The organism is Shewanella corallii (genome assembly GCF_023349125.1).
GTDB lineage: Bacteria > Pseudomonadota > Gammaproteobacteria > Enterobacterales > Shewanellaceae > Shewanella > Shewanella corallii.
The window spans coordinates 240519-257191 of record NZ_JAKIKT010000004.1 but is presented as its reverse complement, the minus strand read 5'-3'; the positions used below and the strand labels follow the sequence as shown (position 1 = coordinate 257191).

Genomic DNA, 16673 nt, shown 5'->3' with positions numbered 1-16673 from the left:
TTGGCGAGAGTTGGAACGCAGCAGATGCGACTGTAATCCCGCCCTTCGGGGCTTCCGGGCGAACACGATTTCCACAGTATTTCAGACTCAAAAGGCGGCCAGCCTTCTCTCATCTGAAAACTTCGAACTCGAATTCGTCCGATAAGCCAGAGTACCGCTAAGACCTGTTCATTCCTTCCCTGAAAATTAGGAGTGAATGATGAAACAATGGAAACACAAGACAGCGCTCAGCGTGTTGTTTTGTTTTGGCGCGGTAGCCAGCACTTCCGCTCTTGCTGCCAAACCAGGTGAACCAGGTTATGGCACTAAAGAAATGGGTGTTTCTGCTCAGAAAACTATCGCTAACCCAGATCTGACAGAAGCAGATAAAGGCGTAAAGACCCTGCAGGATTATATCGTGCAGGAGAAAGAGCTGTTTGACTTTCTGTTCCAAAACCACCCTGTATTTAAATACCACGAAGAAGGTCGCCTGATCGGTACCTATAAGATTTCTGACCGTGGTGAAGAATATCTGGATCAAGGTAACAGCCAGAAGTACTCCAAGTACAAAGGCCGCCCAATGGCGATTCAGTATCGTCTGGGTGAAAAATCTATTCTGGATTATCCAAACAAGTTTGTAGGCCCTGAGAAGTGTGGTGAGTGTCACGCTGCTCAGTATGAAAAGTGGAGCCGCAGCCGTCACTCCAAGACCATTCGTTTCCCTGGTGAACACCCAGAGGTGGACAATGATCTGGAACAGACCATGTACGAAACCAAAGATACCTCTATTCTGCCAGACGGTATCACTCCTGACGCAATCTATGCCACCGTTGGTACTCCACGTACCAAGTACGGTCTGATCGACGCCTGGCTGGTTCGTGGTACTTACCACATCCGTGACGGTCTGCTGAAAGACGGTACCGGTACCATGGTGGCTGGTGGTAACCAGTTCTCCCGTGGTTGGGCTGAATGGCTGACTCCTGAAAAAGCTCAAGAAATCAAGAAGATTATCCCTGACTTCCCAACCAAGCTGGAAGAGTTCGGTCCTACCAGTTCTCACCAGTGGGGTATGACTTCTTACGGTGCCAAGTACGAGAAAGAGTTCCTGTTCCAGCCTGCGTCTTCTTACTGTGAGGTGTGCCACACCTTTAAGTTCGACTTCAAGAGCAAGGATGAATTTTTCGCTGCACTGGGTAACCCAGAAGAGCTGCGCAAGCACACTATCTCCCGCGGTATCGCCTGTGAAGAGTGTCACGGCGCAGGTGGTCACCTGGAAGGTGGTATCGGTGGCGGCATGCCATCCAACTGTGAACGTTGTCACCAGCGTTTCAACTTCGTTGACGAGCTGGTTGGCGCTGAAGGCAGCGACGACAAGCTGGAATACGCATTTGGCGTGAAGATGAAGTCTTCCTGCCCATCATGCGGTACCGAAGGTTCGCAGATGTTCTCTTCCATGCACTACGACAAGGGTATGCGTTGTGCGACCTGTCACGACCCACACGAAGTGACTGGTAACGATTGGAAGTCTGAGTACACCAAGCCTGCCATGAAGAAAGACTGTCAGGACTGTCACGAAGCGCAGAAAGTGATTGCTGACAACAGCAAGACTCACGCGAATCAAGACTGTGCTTCCTGCCACATGCCTAACACGGGTTCCTGTGAAAACTTCGCCGGTATTCAGTACCCAGACATGGCTGGTTTCGACGCGGTACGTAAGGCTCACGCCTGGAAGATCGACGTTCACCCAGAGCGCAAGATGCTGAACCCACCTGAAGGCAAGCCACGTGACTCTTCTGTGAAGGGTTGGACTATGGCCAAGGACGAAGCAGGTCACTACTACCTCGACCTGATGTGGTCCTGTGCCCGCACCGCGATCTCTGATCACGCAGTGGTAGACAACAAAGGCTGTCACAGCCCATTCCAGTCTGAACTGGAAGTTGGTCTGCACTACGAAGACCAGATGGAAATCTACGGTGAAGTTCAGAAGTGGCAGAAGCCTATCAAGGAAACCTATGCCCAGGTTGTTGCCGCTATCGAGCGCATCGACCAGCTGATGGAAGTGACCAAGCTGACCAACGACCAGAAGTCCGAAGTTTACATGCTGACTGAGAAAGCTCAGGAAACTGTAGACCTGCTGGAAGCCGACGGTTCATGGGGTGTTCACGGTCCTCGCTACACCAAGAAGCGTATCGATGCTGCTCTGTCTTACGTAACCAAGGCACAGGCAATCATCGACGGCTCTCTGACCGCCAAGAAGATGTAAGTCTCGCCTTAGTGTGAGAGGAGCATGAGTCAGGTGCTGTGTCTGACCCCGGGGCGGCTCCCCGGCAGACACAGCCCAACTCACCAGCCCCGGCAGACGCATTGCCATGCCGGGGCTGTTATCCAAACCAATCAATCCCTGACGGAAAAGACAATGACCAAGTTAATCAAACAGCTCTTCGCTTCTCTGGTGCTGCTTATGACAGCCAATACCTGTCTGGCCGGTGCCGGTGGTGATCTGACTCCTGCGGTGCAGCACGACCTGAACCCCAGATACATTAGTCTGCTGGAAGGTGAAGCACTGCATAAGCAAGGTGATGTTTATTTTTTCGACGTAAACACGCTGGAGATCTGGGCTGAAGGTTTTATCCCAGGCGCGGTTTTTTTCAACGTAAAGAGTTGGAGAGAGTTACTTCCAAAGAATAAAGACGCCCAGATGGTGTTCTATTGTGCCAACCGTCTGTGTACCGCCAGTGTCGTGGCGGCCCGGGAAGTGATGAAGCTGGGCTACACCAATGTGTTGCAGATGCCTGACGGCATCTACGGCTGGCGCATGTCCGGTCGTCCTCACGAAGTACCTTGATTATCTGCAAGCGCAAATTAGTTAACGGCCGACGCCACATCCTGCCCCCAGTGGCGTCGGCTACCTCAAATCAAACGGCAACACCCACAGCCGGGTTGCCGGGAATTTACAAAAGCTGCCAGCAGCCAAAGAGAGAGTGTCGATGAAAATGTTCAAGAAAACCCTGATTGCTTCTGTTGCCGCCCTGGTATTGGGTTCAAACGCCATGGCCGCCGACCTGACCAATGATCTGGAGCGCGAGTCTTATGCTCTGGGTGCTTCTGTTGGTAACTATATGTCCAACCAGGTGTATACCCAGACTGAGCTGGGCGCTGAAGTGAATATGGATGTGCTGGTAGCGGGCTTTGTGGATGCCCTGAAAAACCAGTCTGAAATCAGCGAAGAGGAAGTGGTTGATCTGCTGAACAAGCGTCTGGAGTTTCTGAACGCCAAGCGTGATGCCCAGGTTGCCAAGCTACAGGCCGAGAACAAGGCTGCAGGTGAAGCCTACCTGATTGAAAACAAGTTGAAAGACGGTGTGACCGTGACTGACTCAGGTCTGCAGTACGAAGTGCTGACCATGGGCAACGGCGATAAGCCAAAGCCGGAAGATGTGGTGACCTTCAACTTTGTGGGCAAGCTGCTGGACGGCACCGAGTTTGAATCCACCTACACCATGAACAAGCCTGCCCGTATGGCGATGATGACCCTGATTGACGGCTGGCAGGAAGGCCTGCAGCTGATGCCTGAGGGCTCTACTTTCCGCTTTACCCTGCCACCTGCACTGGCCTACGGCAGCGAAGGTGCTGGTGCCATTCCTCCTGAGTCCACTCTGGTATTCGATATCGAGCTGGTGAAGGTGGAAGTACAGAAAGACAAGCCTGCCGGTATGGGCATGGGAATGGGTATGGGCGGAATGGGTTCGGGTCACTAATCCAGGCTTAATAAACCAATTTCAGGGGAAACAGAATGAACAGTTTGGCAGTGGTTTTGGCGGGTGTGTTGATGGTGTTCAGCGGCATGCTGCTGGCGCATCACATGCAGTACACACGCAGAGCCGCTGCCCTCGCTCCGACAGGCGAGTCTGAGATTCCGGCCTTGAGCAAGGCCTCCCCCGGATTTCCTGCTGTGATGGCACTGTTTGTGGTGCTGCTCAGTGTGGGGATCTACCAGTCCACAGGCCGCTTCAGCGACTGGGACAAGGGCGTGCTGGACGACAACATTGATTACCTGGTGGCAGCCGAAATCACCAAGGGACGTCAGGCGGTCGACCAAATGCCCGACAATGAGATCGCATTACTGAATCTGGCGCACTCCTACATGGAGGGTGGCATGTACCGGAATGCGGTGGAGACACTGGATACTTTGCTGACCCTGACCGGGGAAGATGCGGAGTTGATGGGGCTCAAAGCCACAGCCATGTACTACCGGGATGAAAGAGCGATTGCTCCGGAAACCGGCATTGTCATCGCGAGGGTGTTGGCGCTCTTCCCGGAAGAGATGCAAACCCGCATGTTGCTGGCCAATGACGCTTACTTTAAAGGGCAGTACGCCAAGGCCATAGAGCACTGGCAGATCCTGCTGACCAATAAGCGCCAGGCCGTCAATCACAGAGCTATCAATAATGCGATTTCAAAAGCGCAGACCAAAGGCGAGCTATAACGGCCGCCGATAACAAGCACTGAGCACGCCAGTGGTAAGTCTCGCTCAGACTGCCAGGGCACCGGACATAAACACATACGACGCAACGATAAATAATGGTCGGTGCAAGCCGACAGATGGAGGATGTTGTGAGTGAAATTCTAGAGAGACGGAGGTTCCTGAAAGGTGTCGGAGCCTGCTCTTTACTGATGGCGCCATTAGGCTGTACATCGGTTAAAGAGGAGGAAGATGGCATCAACAGACCTCACTACGTCATGGTCTTTGACCAGAATAAATGTGTGGGCTGCGGCGACTGTAAAGGCGCCTGTAACAAAGCCAACGACCTGCCTGAAGGTGTGTCTAAAGTGCTTCTGGAGCAGCAGTCCGGTCGTGTGGAAGGTCAGCCATGCCCACATTGCGGCAAGATGGAGTGTAACTGCGAACGTAAGTTCGTCCGTGTCTCCTGCCAGCAGTGTAAGAGTGCCCCCTGCGTTTCTGTATGTCCTACCGGTGCGGCTCACAAAGATCCGAAAACCGGCGTGGTGACCATGGATGATTCCAAGTGCGCTGGTTGTAAGTACTGTATTACTGCCTGTCCGTACAACGCCCGTTTCATCAACGCCAAGACTGATGTTGCGGACAACTGCGACTTCTGTCTGGAAAGCAAGCTGTCCAAGGGCGAGCTGCCGGCGTGTGTACAGGCGTGTCGTTACGATGCCCTGATATTTGGTGATGCCAACGACCCTAACTCCTATGTCAGCCGTTTGCTGGCGGTGAAAGACTCAGTGCGCATTAAAGCCCACCTGGGTACTGAGCCCAGCCTGCGCTACATCCCAATTGTGAAACTGGGGGTATAACAGATGGACGGAACTATTGAATTCACCATGGGATTGTCTGAAGGGGTCGCCTGGCCCTGGCCAATCGCCGTGTATCTGTTCTTCGCCGGTATTTCCGGCGGTGCCATGACTATTGCTCTGTGTCTGCGCTTCTTCAAGGGCCAGACCGAGAATACACCTTTCCTGAAGGCGGCTTCTATTGTTGCTCTGGGAACTATCCTGCTGGGTATGGTGTGTCTGGTATTCGATTTGACCAACCCGCTGTTCTTCTGGCGAATTTTGGTGTTCTACAACCTGAACTCAGTGATGAGTATCGGTGTGGTCGCCCTGCTGTTCTACATCCCACTGGTGGCTGCTCTGGCACTGCTGGCGCTGGAAGAAGAGATCCGTGACATCAAGGCGCTGAACTTCCTGCTGCCAATCGTCAATGCCCTGAAAGGTATCCGCCGTCCGGCTGAGATGCTGACTCTGGCACTGGCTCTGGCTGTGTGTGCGTACACCGGCTTCCTGATCTCCGCACTGATCCGCTTCCCGCTGATCAACACCTCAGTACTGCCTGCGCTGTTTGTAGCGTCTGGTCTGTCTGCCGGTGCGGCATCTGCCAAGATGATCGCTGTGGGTATCTTCAAGGAAGACCTGCACTCCAGCGAAATGAAGCTGCTGCACGGTGCTGAATGGCCAATCATGTTCTTCGAAGCCCTGTTCATCTTTATGATCGCTGTATCTCTGATGACAGGTAACGCAGGTGCCCAGGCTGCATTTGCTGCCTTCACCGAAGGAACCTGGTCCAGCGTATTCTGGGTCGGTGTTGTGGGTATCGGTTTTGCCGGTCCACTGCTGCTGAACTTTGCCACCGGCAAAACCTTCAGCCACTCCTCTCAGGCGTTCTACCTGTCCGGCGTGTGTGCTGTAACCGGTATGATGTGTCTGCGTCTGTTCATCCTGTACGCAGGTCAGATGTACGCTATCTAACGGTTAACCATAGGGCTGCCAGGCCATTACCTGTCAGCCTTACTTTTGCTTGCCAGTCCGGTCTTCGCGGCGCCCTAATCGCCTCCGGGTACCGGACACCCAATTTCTCCCGATTTGTCGGCTCCCCGAGCCAAGTTGAGTCTGCTATGAAAAAGTTTTTAGCCCTCGCATTGCTGCCCCTGATGTTTGCCTGTAGTGAAGGCACGGCTGAGGTAAAAAAAGTTGAGCCTGTTGCCATTGGTGATCATGACCGTTGTCATATCTGCGGCATGGTCATTACCAAGTATCCTGGCCCCAAGGGACAACTGACACTGAAAGACTCAGATACCATCCCTAAATTCTGCTCCAGCAGGGATATGTTCAACTTTGCTTTGCAGACGGAAAATCAGCGTCAAATCGGTCACTTATTCGTACATGATGCAGCCAAAACAGATTGGCAAAACCCGAGCGACACCGCATTTATCGATGCTGAATCAGCGTATTATGTGTACGGAACCAGCAAGAAAGCTGTGATGGGACCCGCTGTGGCCCCCTTCAGCAGCCGGGAAGCCGCTGAGCAATTTGCTCATCAATACGGTGGCCGGGTACTCAAGTTTGAAGAGATTACCCTGGAGTTGTTGGCCGGCGACAAATAGCCCTGACAAGCCACTGCTTCCCGAGTTGAATTTTCTGAATGCGCTGACTGAGGTTGGCGCATTTTGTTTGCGCAGATAGGGAGTATGTGGTGGCAATGACAGGGTGTGGGTTGGCTCAATTCGACCTGTTTTATGGCGTAGTAAGACGTGAGATATCCAGATTTAGGATTGGGTTAAAGGCGTTACTTCTTGCGTTGCAGCTATTGGTCTCTATCGTATCTGTGCCTGTAATAGCCGCCCAGCTGACAGTGTCTCCTGATGATGATCTGCAGGTGGTGCTGGACAGTGCCAAAGCCGGTGATACTGTTACCCTGCAGCCCGGTCGTTATGCCGGTAACTATACGGTCAATGCCGCGATTCATCTGACGGGCGTGATTGACGCCGAAGGCAATCGCCCCCTGATTAACGCGGGTGGTAAGGGCTCGACTGTGACTGTAACAGTGCCGGGCGTCACCATCTCTAATCTCAAATTCTTCAATTATGGTGCCGACAGCTACTACCTGGACTCTGGTGTGCTGCTGATGGATGGCGCCCATGATGCACATATCGATAACTGTGAATTCCACGGCTCCGGCTTTGGCATTCGTGGCGACAACCTCAATAACCCCAGGGTTACCCGCAACCACATCGCGGGCAATGACAAGATGCACAAGCTGGATCGCGGTGATGGCATCTACTTCAAGCGGGTGAATGACCCTTATATTGCCCATAACCATTTCAAGCAGGTGCGGGATGGCGTGTACCTGGAGACGGTACACAGATCCATTGCCCACGATAACTTTTTCACCGACCAGCAGTACGGCCTGCACTATATGTACACCTGGGATGATGAAGCCTGGCATAACCATGCAGAACATCTCGATGGCGCCTGGGCACTGATGAGCTCGGAGCGCATCTATCTGCATCATAATACCAGTGAACACACCCTGGATTTCGGCATTCTGCTGAACCTGACCCATGACTCCCGCATTGAAGCCAATCAGGTGCGTCACGGTCGCAACCCTAATGGTGATATCGCCATTATGACCGAGGGTAAAGGCATCTTTATCTATGGCGCAGGCGGTAACCAAATCTACGGCAACCTGTTTGCTGATACCGATACCGGTATCAATCTGGCCATGGGCGGCGAAGGTAATCGGCTTTGGGACAATAGTCTGATGAACAACACTTCCCAGGTGAAGTATGTGGGCGACAAGCAGGTTGAGTGGAGTCATGAGGGTCGTGGGAATTTCTGGGACGATTATCAGGGCTGGGATTTCAACCGTGATGGCATAGGTGATATCGCCCACAGACCCAATGACAGTCTGGATAAGTTGTTCTGGATCTACCCTGAGGCCAAGTTATTGATGGACAGCCCTGTGGTTGCCCTGCTGCGCTGGGTGGAGCGGCAATTCGCTCCGGTTAACAAAAGCGGCGTCAGCGATTCCTTTCCTTTGATGGAGCCTGTGCCCATATCGGCAGATAAGCGGCAATTCGCTGTTGATCAACCCGATAACAAAAGTGGCGTCAGTGATTCCTTTCCTTTAATGGTACCGGCTGCCCAGTTTGTGGAGCCTGTACTTGTCACCAACCGGAGTTAAGTTGTGGATACGCCAGTGATCCGGGCCTCTGGCCTGGGAAAAACCTATAGTCACAGGGGCAGTGAAGCTCACACCGCCCTGACGGATGTGAGCTTTGAATTGGGCGCAGGGCGTTTGCTGGCGCTGCTGGGCCACAATGGTGCCGGTAAATCGACCCTGATCAAGCTGGTATTGGGCTTGATAGAGCCAAGCCAGGGTGAAATCTCTGTGATGGGGCAAAATCCTGTGCACTCAAGAGGGAAGCGGGCACTGCCTATTGGTTATCTGCCGGAGAACGTTAGCTTCTACGACAATATGACCGGCTTTGAGTTGCTGAAATACTTTGCCGCCCTCAAAGGCATTGGTGCCCAGAGTGTAAAACAGTTGCTGGAAGAGTTCGGGCTGGATTACGCCATGGACAGAAAGGTCAGGACTTACTCCAAGGGCATGCGCCAGCGTCTCGGGCTTGCTCAGGCCACCCTGGCGGAACCTAAGGTGCTGCTGCTGGATGAGCCCACTGTCGGCCTGGACCCGTTGGCATCAGCGTTCCTGTACCGCAAACTTAATGAGCTGAAGCAAGCCGGTTGCGCTGTGATTGTCTGTACCCACGAGCTGGGGCTGGTGGAGCAGGAGTTGGATAAGGCTTTGATTTTAGGTAAGGGCAGGGTGCTGGCCAAAGGCGATATGTCAGTGTTGCGCCAGGGCTGTGATCTGCAATTGAGGGTGGCCTTTGACGACCTGCCAAAGCGGGTGGCCGGTGATGCCTTCCTGAGTGAATTTGTACGTGAAGACGCCCTGGTGATGAATTTTTCCCGCCGCGAACAAGTGCTGGATTACCTGATCCGGGAGAAGCAGATCTGTGACTTGTCTGTTTCTCTGCCCTCTTTGAGCGATATTTTCCATCACCATGTGTCGCCACTGGTGCACTCAGCAACCTGCAGCGGAGGGATTGAGCTGTGAACCCAGTACTCACTATTGCCGGTAAAGAAATCCGAGACAGTTTGCGCAATCGCTGGCTGTTGATGATCAGTCTAATTCTGCTGGTGCTTTCCCTGTGTGTCAGTTTTGGCGGCAGTGCAATTTCGGGCTCACTGGATATGCCTTCAGTGGGCAGTTTACTGTCTGGCCTGGTGACCCTGTCGGTATTCTTGCTGCCGTTGGCGGCGATTCTTCTCAGCTATGATGCCTTTGTCGGGGAGGAGGAAGCCGGTACTCTGCTACTGATGCTGACTTACCCTGTGACCAAACTGGAGATGTTGCTGGGCAAGTTCCTAGGGCATATCAGCTTGCTGGCCATGGCCTGTTTGTTGGGATTTGGCCCTACCGTTGCTTTACTCTTGGTGGCGACCAAGCTGCCAGCGGCTGAGGTGCTGCAGGCTTTCGGTCACTTTATTGCCAGCGGCCTGTTGCTGGCAATGGTGTTTATTCTGCTGGGCTATCTCATCAGTTTGAGTGTGCGGGAAAAGGCCAGAGCCTTGGGCGCCTTGCTGTTTATCTGGTTTTTGGTGGTGCTCATTTATGATTTGGCGCTGTTGGCAACTGTGGTGGCGCTGGCGGATGTGCTGAGTCGCCAGACGCTGAATTTGATGATACTGGCCAACCCGGCAGATATCTTCCGCGCCCTCAATTTGCTGACGGTAGACCTGGGGCCTCAGGCCGGGCAGAGTGCGCTGGCGGCATTGAGTCAAACCGGGCTTGGACTGGGCAGTCTGTATGCCCTGATGCTGTGCTGGGTATTGGCGCTGCTGGCTATTTGCCAGCTGAGGTTTGTGCGCAAGACACTTTAGCTTTAACTTTCGCTAACAGCGGGGCAGTGTCTGTCCCGCTTCAGCTCCCGCCACTTCTCTGATAAATTTTCAGGACTCTGTCTTTGAGCTTTGTGAGCTGTCAGGAGATATCAGCCTGTGGCGACTGAAGCGCAATAAGTTCCCCTGAATGTCCCGGCTTTTTATCAGAATTGAGATCTGTATTGATAGGATGTTTTTTTAATTCTTAACTTATCTTCATGTTTAGCAACCAGTTTTTTGGGATTTTCAGATCTTTTTATACCTCTTTAGAGGGTGGTTGATTTGCGGAAGCAGTCACAGACTGACTTTTTAAAACCAGTAATATTTCAATTAGTTATCTCGCTGTCATGGGCAGCAGATACCCTATAGGACAAGTTGTAGGCAGCGAAAAGTGTTGAAAGTTACTCCGTATCTCGAATTGGACGAACAGGCAAAGCATCTGGTTGACCACCTTCACGGCACCAAGATCGCACTGACCTTTTCTGAAGCCGCGGTATTGGCAGCTTTGCTGCAGCACCCGGATGTGGTGTTGACCAAAGAAGAGCTGTTGGAAATTGGCTGGCCGGAACGTGTGGTGGCGCCGACTTCTTTGACTCAGTGCGTCAGTACCCTACGCAAGAAGCTTGAACCCTACAGCGAAGTTCAGCTAAAAACCCTGGCTCGTCGCGGCTATCAGCTGCATATTTCTGAACAATCCAATGTCAAAATGCTGGCCATCAAGGATGCCGAGTCGATCCGTGAACTTTTGGTCAGTGTTTCTTTGCGCACCAAAGCCGGCGGTATATTTGCCATCCTGCTGCTGATTGCTGCTGGTTGGTATATGAGTGATTACCACGGGGTGATTAAAGCCAGCGCCAACTGGAAAGCGGGCAAAGAGATCCCGTTGAATATCGGCGGTGTGGAAGAGCAGGCTCACCTTATTCACCGTGTGGGCAAGGAGCAGTTGCATCCTTCCTGGTGGCAGAAGCATATCGCCCCGGAAGGTAATCATGTGGTGGGCATGAAGGACTTCAGTGCTTTCGCCATGGCGGATATCAATAACTACTCCATGTCCCTGTGTCCCGGTAAAGATCCTAAGTCTTGTAACGGTGACGGCATTATCAATATTGCCCTTATCGATGATCAGCCTGCAGGCCTGAACATTTCGGAGTTTGTGCCACTCAGCAAAGAGATGGAAAACCGTATTCGCTACAACCGCATTCAGTTGCCTCAGGGGATTGGTGCAAGTGGCGAAATGACAGAGCACAATTATCACGCCGATGTGTATTTCCCGGTGGCAGGTGAACTGCTGATCCGTAATGACATCACCATGTCGCTGATCTACGACGAAGAGGACTCTGGCACCTTTTACTTCTCCTCGTGCGTGACAGATGAAGATTGCCTGACCACGCCGATTAAATACCGTCTGCGGGGTGAGTTTGATCAGTATGCGGGGCGTATCGGCAAGATGGATGTGGATGTGTTCCATGTGAAGGTGGCCCAGAAGACACTGACCAAACCTGAGGAGATTAGCTCTTCAGCGGTGCACTTCTTCCGCGAAAGCCGCAAGCATGAAGTGCTGGATGACGAGCTTTACTTCTACCGGATATTCCAGAATGACAAAACTGCTGTCTGGATTGTGCCGCGGTTGGGCAACTTTATTGCCTGGACCAAGTACCAGAAGCTGGATCTCTGATCTCTGGGCTGGGTGAGATTAGTCGTCAAGGCGTACAGAAATGTACGCCTTTTTTGTATTCCCCAAAGTTAATTACGATATTGTTGTTTGATTTGAGTTTGATCACATATTTATTGGCTATGTTGATAATGGTCATTCAAGTGTTTTGTAATTGTCTGAGTTATATTTGATAGCATTGTTTTTAGTTCGGAAATTTAATTAATATCGACACAATATATTTAAAGTTGTCTTAAGCTTGAATTAATGTTTTTGTTTAGGTTTGGCTATTCAGTATTCATTCAGTAATTAAGCGTTAATTTCTAACTCAACGAAACTGAGTTAGAGGACAAAACTATGAAACTGAGAAATATTGCTTTGCTTTCCTGTGTTGCTACTGCATTTGCTTTCCCCACTATGGCCGATGATTGGTTCCTTGGGGGCAGCATAGGTGCTCAGAAGAATCGCTTTAACGAAAACCTCTCAAGTCCGCAGCCAACCCCCATGGCAACTGAAGACTTCGACTTCAGGACCAGCGAGACTGACGTATTTTATGATGTGAAGTTTGGTCGATTCTTTGGTGATTCCGACCAGCACAGAGTTTATACCACATACAGCTATAACGATGGTCGCGTCGGAGATTTGGGTGATGCCAGATTTAATCAACAGAATATACTGCTTTCTTATGATTACTTGGTGCCCCTGGGACAGACAAACATCAGTTGGTTTATTGGTGCCAGTGCCGGTTACTCCTATTCAAAAGTAAATGCATCACACCTGGGTTCACAGCATAACTTTGTTTACGGCGGACAGACAGGTTTCGAATATAAACTGAATAATGCTGCCAGTGTTGAGCTTGGTTATAAATATCTGAAGCAGGATTACAAAAAGTCTACTGTTGATGATATGCAGATGAATTTAACGACTGAGTTGAATAAGTCTGAGCAGTTTTATCTCGGCTTGAATTACCGCTTCTGATGTAAGTCAGAAATCGCTCCCCAACCTTCCACTCTCCTCGCTTGCCTGTTGCAGCACCCCGGGGAATCATCCCCCGGGGCTTTTTTTTCGCTACACCAACGGCTTTAGGTCAGCCGGGCGGTAGTTCACATTCTTGAGTACCTTACCGGCACGAATGGTTTTGCCATCCAATTCCACATCATTAGCGCTTTTCGCAATAATGAAGCCACCTTTATGGCTGGCAGTCAGGGCGATGCCTTTGTCCGCATAGAAAGCTTCTGTGGCGGCGTACTCTTGCTCATCTTTGCACACCTTACTCATATTGCTTGAGTGCACCTCGTTCCAGCAGGGAATAAAGTCGATAGCCAGATTGCGGGCGACATTCAGGAACAGGTCCACCAGATAACTGATTGCCAGATTGTCTTCCATGGTTTTGGCGCCCAGATGTACCTGACGTCCCATCAGTACATAGACGGAATCGACAATGGCATCGGCCTGCTCAACCTTATCCGGTGCTTCTGCCAACTCCGTCAGCTCTTCAATAATCAATGAGGTGTGCAGGGTATCCGCCTTGCTGTCGAGCGAAGCAGGATCTTCAACAGGCAGATCGAAGGTGGCACGAAACTCAAAGATATCCCGATAGATATGTTGGTAGATGGCCGGGGTCAGGGCAGTCAGTTGCATAGCAAACTCCAGAAAAAAATGAGTCTCGAATACTAAGCAATGTCAGCTAAGGTTTCAAAAGGTCATTCTCTTGATTGAAATTTACTGAAACGGTCTTGTCAGGTTATTTCTTAATGGGTAGTGTGGTTTCATCGTCAGATCCAGGGAGGGTGTATGGTGTTAAAGGATGATGCACTGGCGTTTTTAATCTATATCAGCCGGGAGGCTGAGGTTATGACGGCCGAGGCCTTGGCTAATTTGCTGAGCAGCGCCAGAGAATTCAATGTCTCAAAGCAGATTACCGGCATGTTGTTGTATCGGGATGGCTGTTTTATGCAGGTGCTCGAAGGTGCCAAGGCGGATATCTGTGAGCTGTTTGAGAAGATTGCCAAAGACAGCCGTCATGAAAAGGTCGATTTGCTGGTGCTTGAAGCTGCTGAGCGACGTTATTTTGAAGAATGGAGCATGGGCTTTTGCGATATGGCCCGTCCCGGTGACAAAGAGCTTGCAGGTTACTCTGCCTTTCTGCGGCAGGGACTAAGAGCTGCCAATGCACCCCTGGCTCCCTGTATTCCGTCGGGCTTTCTCCGGGTCTTTGCCGATGACGCCAGTCGCAGATCAAGCGAGTCCGCGTAGATAATAAAAAAGGAAGCCATTGGCTTCCTTTTCTGTTGCAGTAGCTTACTTAATAAAGGCGAAAGCATCACCGTACAGGTGCTCCTCTTCCACACCCATCTCACGGAATACTTCCCGCGCGGCGCCAACCATGTCGAAACGACCTGCGATATAGATGTCGTAGCCATTCAGGCTGACAAAATCCTTCTTGAGCTGCTCCAGCAGATTACCCTCTTTGCCATCCCAGGCTTCATCGGCCTTTTCAACCACAGGCACAAAGCGCAACCAGGGGTGTGCGTCATGCCACTGGCGGGCGATCTGCTCATAGTACATGGAGTCTTTGGTGCGGCAGCCCCAGTACAGAGTCGTCTCCACGGTTTGACCCAGTTGAATCTGCTCCTCTATCAGGCTCTTGATATAGGAGAACCCGGTACCGCCTGCGATCATCAGGCGCGGACGTTTGGCATCATGACGTAACCAGGCTTCGCCACCCGGTGCCAGGATGTCAATATGAGATTCATTACGCAGGCGTTCAACCACCTGCATAGGGTAGGACTCGGTGACCGCAGCGCCAATGTGTAGCTCAATGGTATCACCACCCTGAGGTGATGCGATGGAAAACGCCCGTTTGTCATTTTCGCCCATCACGACCAGCAAATACTGACCGGCTTTGTGCTCTACCGGCTGTTCTGGCTTAAGCACCACCTGATACACCGCATCATTGAATGGGGTGATTTTTTCTATCTGACAACGAATGTTCTTCATCTCGATTCCTTGTTACCTCTTCTCCGAAGGTTTATGCCTGAACCCTTTTACAGGGTCGGCGCTTCATCAATACCCAACTCATCCCAGATTGCATCGACTTTCTGTTTGACGGCTTCATCCATCACAATAGGGGTACCCCATTCACGGTCGGTTTCGCCTTCCCATTTGTTGGTGGCATCCAGACCCATTTTGGACCCTAAACCCGCGACCGGAGACGCGAAGTCCAGATAGTCGATGGGGGTATTGTCAATCATCACAGTATCCCGCTTGGGATCCATGCGAGTGGTAATGGCCCAGATAACATCCTGCCAGTCACGACAGTTTACATCTTCATCCACCACCACAATAAACTTGGTGTACATAAACTGGCGCAGGAAAGACCAGGCGCCCATCATGACCCGTTTGGCGTGTCCCGGGTACTGTTTACGGATGGAGATCACTGCCATCCGGTAACTGCAGCCTTCGGGCGGCAGATAGAAGTCCACAATCTCCGGATACTGCTTACGCAGGATCGGCACAAACACCTCGTTCAGTGCTACACCCAGCATGGCTGGCTCATCCGGTGGACGACCGGTATAGGTGCTGTGGTAAATAGCATCTTTACGGTGAGTAATATGGGTCACGGTAAACACCGGGAACATATCAGTTTCATTATAGTAGCCGGTGTGGTCGCCGTATGGGCCTTCCTCTGCCAGCTCATCAGGATCGATATAGCCCTCAAGAATGATCTCACTGGTGGCCGGTACTTCCAGATCGCAGCTGAGAGCTTTAACCACTTCAGTGCGTTCGCCACGCAGCAGGCCAGCAAAGGCGTATTCGCTCATAGAGTCAGGTACAGGGGTGACCGCTCCCAGAATAGTAACAGGGTCGCTGCCCAGCGCCACCACTACGGGGTATTTCTCACCCGGGTGTTTCTGTTTGAAGTCAGCAAAGTCCAGTGCGCCACCACGGTGAGATAACCAACGCATAATCAGCTTGTTGGGGCCCAGCAGTTGCTGGCGGTAGATACCCAGGTTCTGGCGTTTCTGGCGTGGACCTTTGGTAATAGTCAGGCCCCAGGTCACCAGCGGTGCAACATCGCCCGGCCAGCAATGCTGGATAGGTAACCTGGTCAAATCGACCTCGTCACCGGTTTTCACCACTTCCTGGCAGGGGGCATTGCGAACAGTTTTGGGAGGCATATTCAGGGCTTGCTTGAACATGGGGATCTTGGCGATCACATCCTTGAAGCCTCTTGGGGGCTCAGGTTCTTTCAGGAATGCCAGCAGCTCACCCACGTCGCGTAGAGCGATTGGGTCTTCCTTGCCCAGTGCCATAGCTACACGCTTTGGGGTGCCAAACAGGTTTGCCAGCACGGGCATATCGTGGCCCTTGGGGTGTTCAAACAAGAGTGCCGGTCCACCGGCGCGTAGTACGCGATCGGCGATCTCCGTCATTTCCAGATGCGGGTCAACGGGATAAGTTACCCGCTTGAGTTCACCGCTGGCCTCAAGGTGACTGATAAAACTACGTAAATCCTTAAAACTCATGTGGAAAAAGACCTGTAATCTCCATATGCGGCGCACTATAGCATTAAACCGGGTCTGGGTCACAGAAGGTAAAATCGATTATTGGAACTGAAAACTTTACTCGGGTGAAACGAAATTAATATCCCGGGAGTGGGGGCGGAGGTATAATCCCGGTCACAAGGGGAGTAACTATTGCAGCGGACTTTTTGGCCGGGCAACCTGTCGTCGTCAATCTCGGTACAAGTCTAATCTATGATCTTGTACCCGGTGGCAGGGCAACG

Annotated in this window: 16 protein-coding genes; 13 read left to right on the top strand and 3 right to left on the bottom strand. The window is 51.8% G+C overall.

Going from position 1 to position 16673, the window contains the following annotated elements; genetic code table 11:
* Positions 1-199: 199 nt before the first annotated feature.
* The 12 genes from L2725_RS12700 to L2725_RS12645 all read left to right on the top strand — a co-directional run bounded on the left by L2725_RS12700 (position 200) and on the right by L2725_RS12645 (position 12862).
* Positions 200-2242: a multiheme c-type cytochrome gene (locus L2725_RS12700; protein ID WP_115137503.1), complete on the top strand. Its 2043-nt coding sequence runs from the start codon at positions 200-202 to the stop codon at positions 2240-2242.
* Between the two features lie 153 nt (positions 2243-2395).
* On the top strand, positions 2396-2824 hold the full coding sequence (locus L2725_RS12695) for a rhodanese-like domain-containing protein (RefSeq protein ID WP_248936487.1): 429 nt from the start codon (positions 2396-2398) through the stop codon (positions 2822-2824).
* 142 nt (positions 2825-2966) lie between these two features.
* Positions 2967-3737, top strand: coding sequence for an FKBP-type peptidyl-prolyl cis-trans isomerase (locus L2725_RS12690; RefSeq protein WP_249249300.1), 771 nt, complete (start codon positions 2967-2969; stop codon positions 3735-3737).
* A gap of 35 nt (positions 3738-3772) precedes the next feature.
* Positions 3773-4465 (top strand): tetratricopeptide repeat protein, encoded by a 693-nt coding sequence (locus L2725_RS12685; protein WP_249249299.1) that lies wholly within the window; start codon positions 3773-3775, stop codon positions 4463-4465.
* A 128-nt stretch (positions 4466-4593) separates the two neighbouring features.
* On the top strand, positions 4594-5301 hold the full coding sequence (locus L2725_RS12680) for a 4Fe-4S dicluster domain-containing protein (RefSeq protein ID WP_115137627.1): 708 nt from the start codon (positions 4594-4596) through the stop codon (positions 5299-5301).
* Between the two features lie 3 nt (positions 5302-5304).
* A complete protein-coding gene (nrfD, locus tag L2725_RS12675) occupies positions 5305-6252 on the top strand; it encodes an NrfD/PsrC family molybdoenzyme membrane anchor subunit (RefSeq protein WP_249249298.1) in 948 nt (315 codons plus the stop codon).
* 146 nt (positions 6253-6398) lie between these two features.
* Positions 6399-6887: a nitrous oxide reductase accessory protein NosL gene (locus L2725_RS12670; protein ID WP_249249297.1), complete on the top strand. Its 489-nt coding sequence runs from the start codon at positions 6399-6401 to the stop codon at positions 6885-6887.
* A 95-nt stretch (positions 6888-6982) separates the two neighbouring features.
* Positions 6983-8467, top strand: a complete 1485-nt coding sequence (nosD, locus tag L2725_RS12665) for a nitrous oxide reductase family maturation protein NosD (RefSeq protein ID WP_249249378.1) — start codon at positions 6983-6985, stop codon at positions 8465-8467.
* A gap of 3 nt (positions 8468-8470) precedes the next feature.
* Entirely contained in the window at positions 8471-9406 is a 936-nt protein-coding gene (locus L2725_RS12660) for an ABC transporter ATP-binding protein (protein WP_249249296.1), read from the top strand.
* Positions 9403-10233: an ABC transporter permease gene (locus L2725_RS12655; protein WP_249249295.1), complete on the top strand. Its 831-nt coding sequence runs from the start codon at positions 9403-9405 to the stop codon at positions 10231-10233. The genes L2725_RS12660 and L2725_RS12655 overlap by 4 nt, the downstream gene beginning before the upstream one ends.
* A gap of 391 nt (positions 10234-10624) precedes the next feature.
* Positions 10625-11908, top strand: coding sequence for a winged helix-turn-helix domain-containing protein (locus L2725_RS12650; RefSeq protein ID WP_249249294.1), 1284 nt, complete (start codon positions 10625-10627; stop codon positions 11906-11908).
* A gap of 333 nt (positions 11909-12241) precedes the next feature.
* Complete coding sequence (locus tag L2725_RS12645) at positions 12242-12862, top strand: outer membrane beta-barrel protein (protein WP_249249293.1); 621 nt, start codon at positions 12242-12244, stop codon at positions 12860-12862.
* 90 nt (positions 12863-12952) lie between these two features.
* On the opposite strand, the gene L2725_RS12640 is transcribed toward L2725_RS12645, so the two are convergent.
* Positions 12953-13525, bottom strand: a complete 573-nt coding sequence (locus L2725_RS12640; RefSeq protein WP_249249292.1) for a nucleoside triphosphate pyrophosphohydrolase family protein — start codon at positions 13523-13525, stop codon at positions 12953-12955.
* Between the two features lie 153 nt (positions 13526-13678).
* Between L2725_RS12640 and L2725_RS12635 the strand changes: the two genes are divergently transcribed.
* Positions 13679-14140, top strand: coding sequence for a BLUF domain-containing protein (locus L2725_RS12635; RefSeq protein WP_249249291.1), 462 nt, complete (start codon positions 13679-13681; stop codon positions 14138-14140).
* Positions 14141-14185: 45 nt separating this feature from the next.
* On the opposite strand, the gene fre is transcribed toward L2725_RS12635, so the two are convergent.
* Positions 14186-14884, bottom strand: a complete 699-nt coding sequence (gene fre / locus L2725_RS12630) for an NAD(P)H-flavin reductase (protein WP_249249290.1) — start codon at positions 14882-14884, stop codon at positions 14186-14188.
* 47 nt (positions 14885-14931) lie between these two features.
* Positions 14932-16413, bottom strand: coding sequence for a 4-hydroxy-3-polyprenylbenzoate decarboxylase (gene ubiD / locus L2725_RS12625; RefSeq protein ID WP_249249289.1), 1482 nt, complete (start codon positions 16411-16413; stop codon positions 14932-14934).
* Positions 16414-16673: the final 260 nt, after the last annotated feature.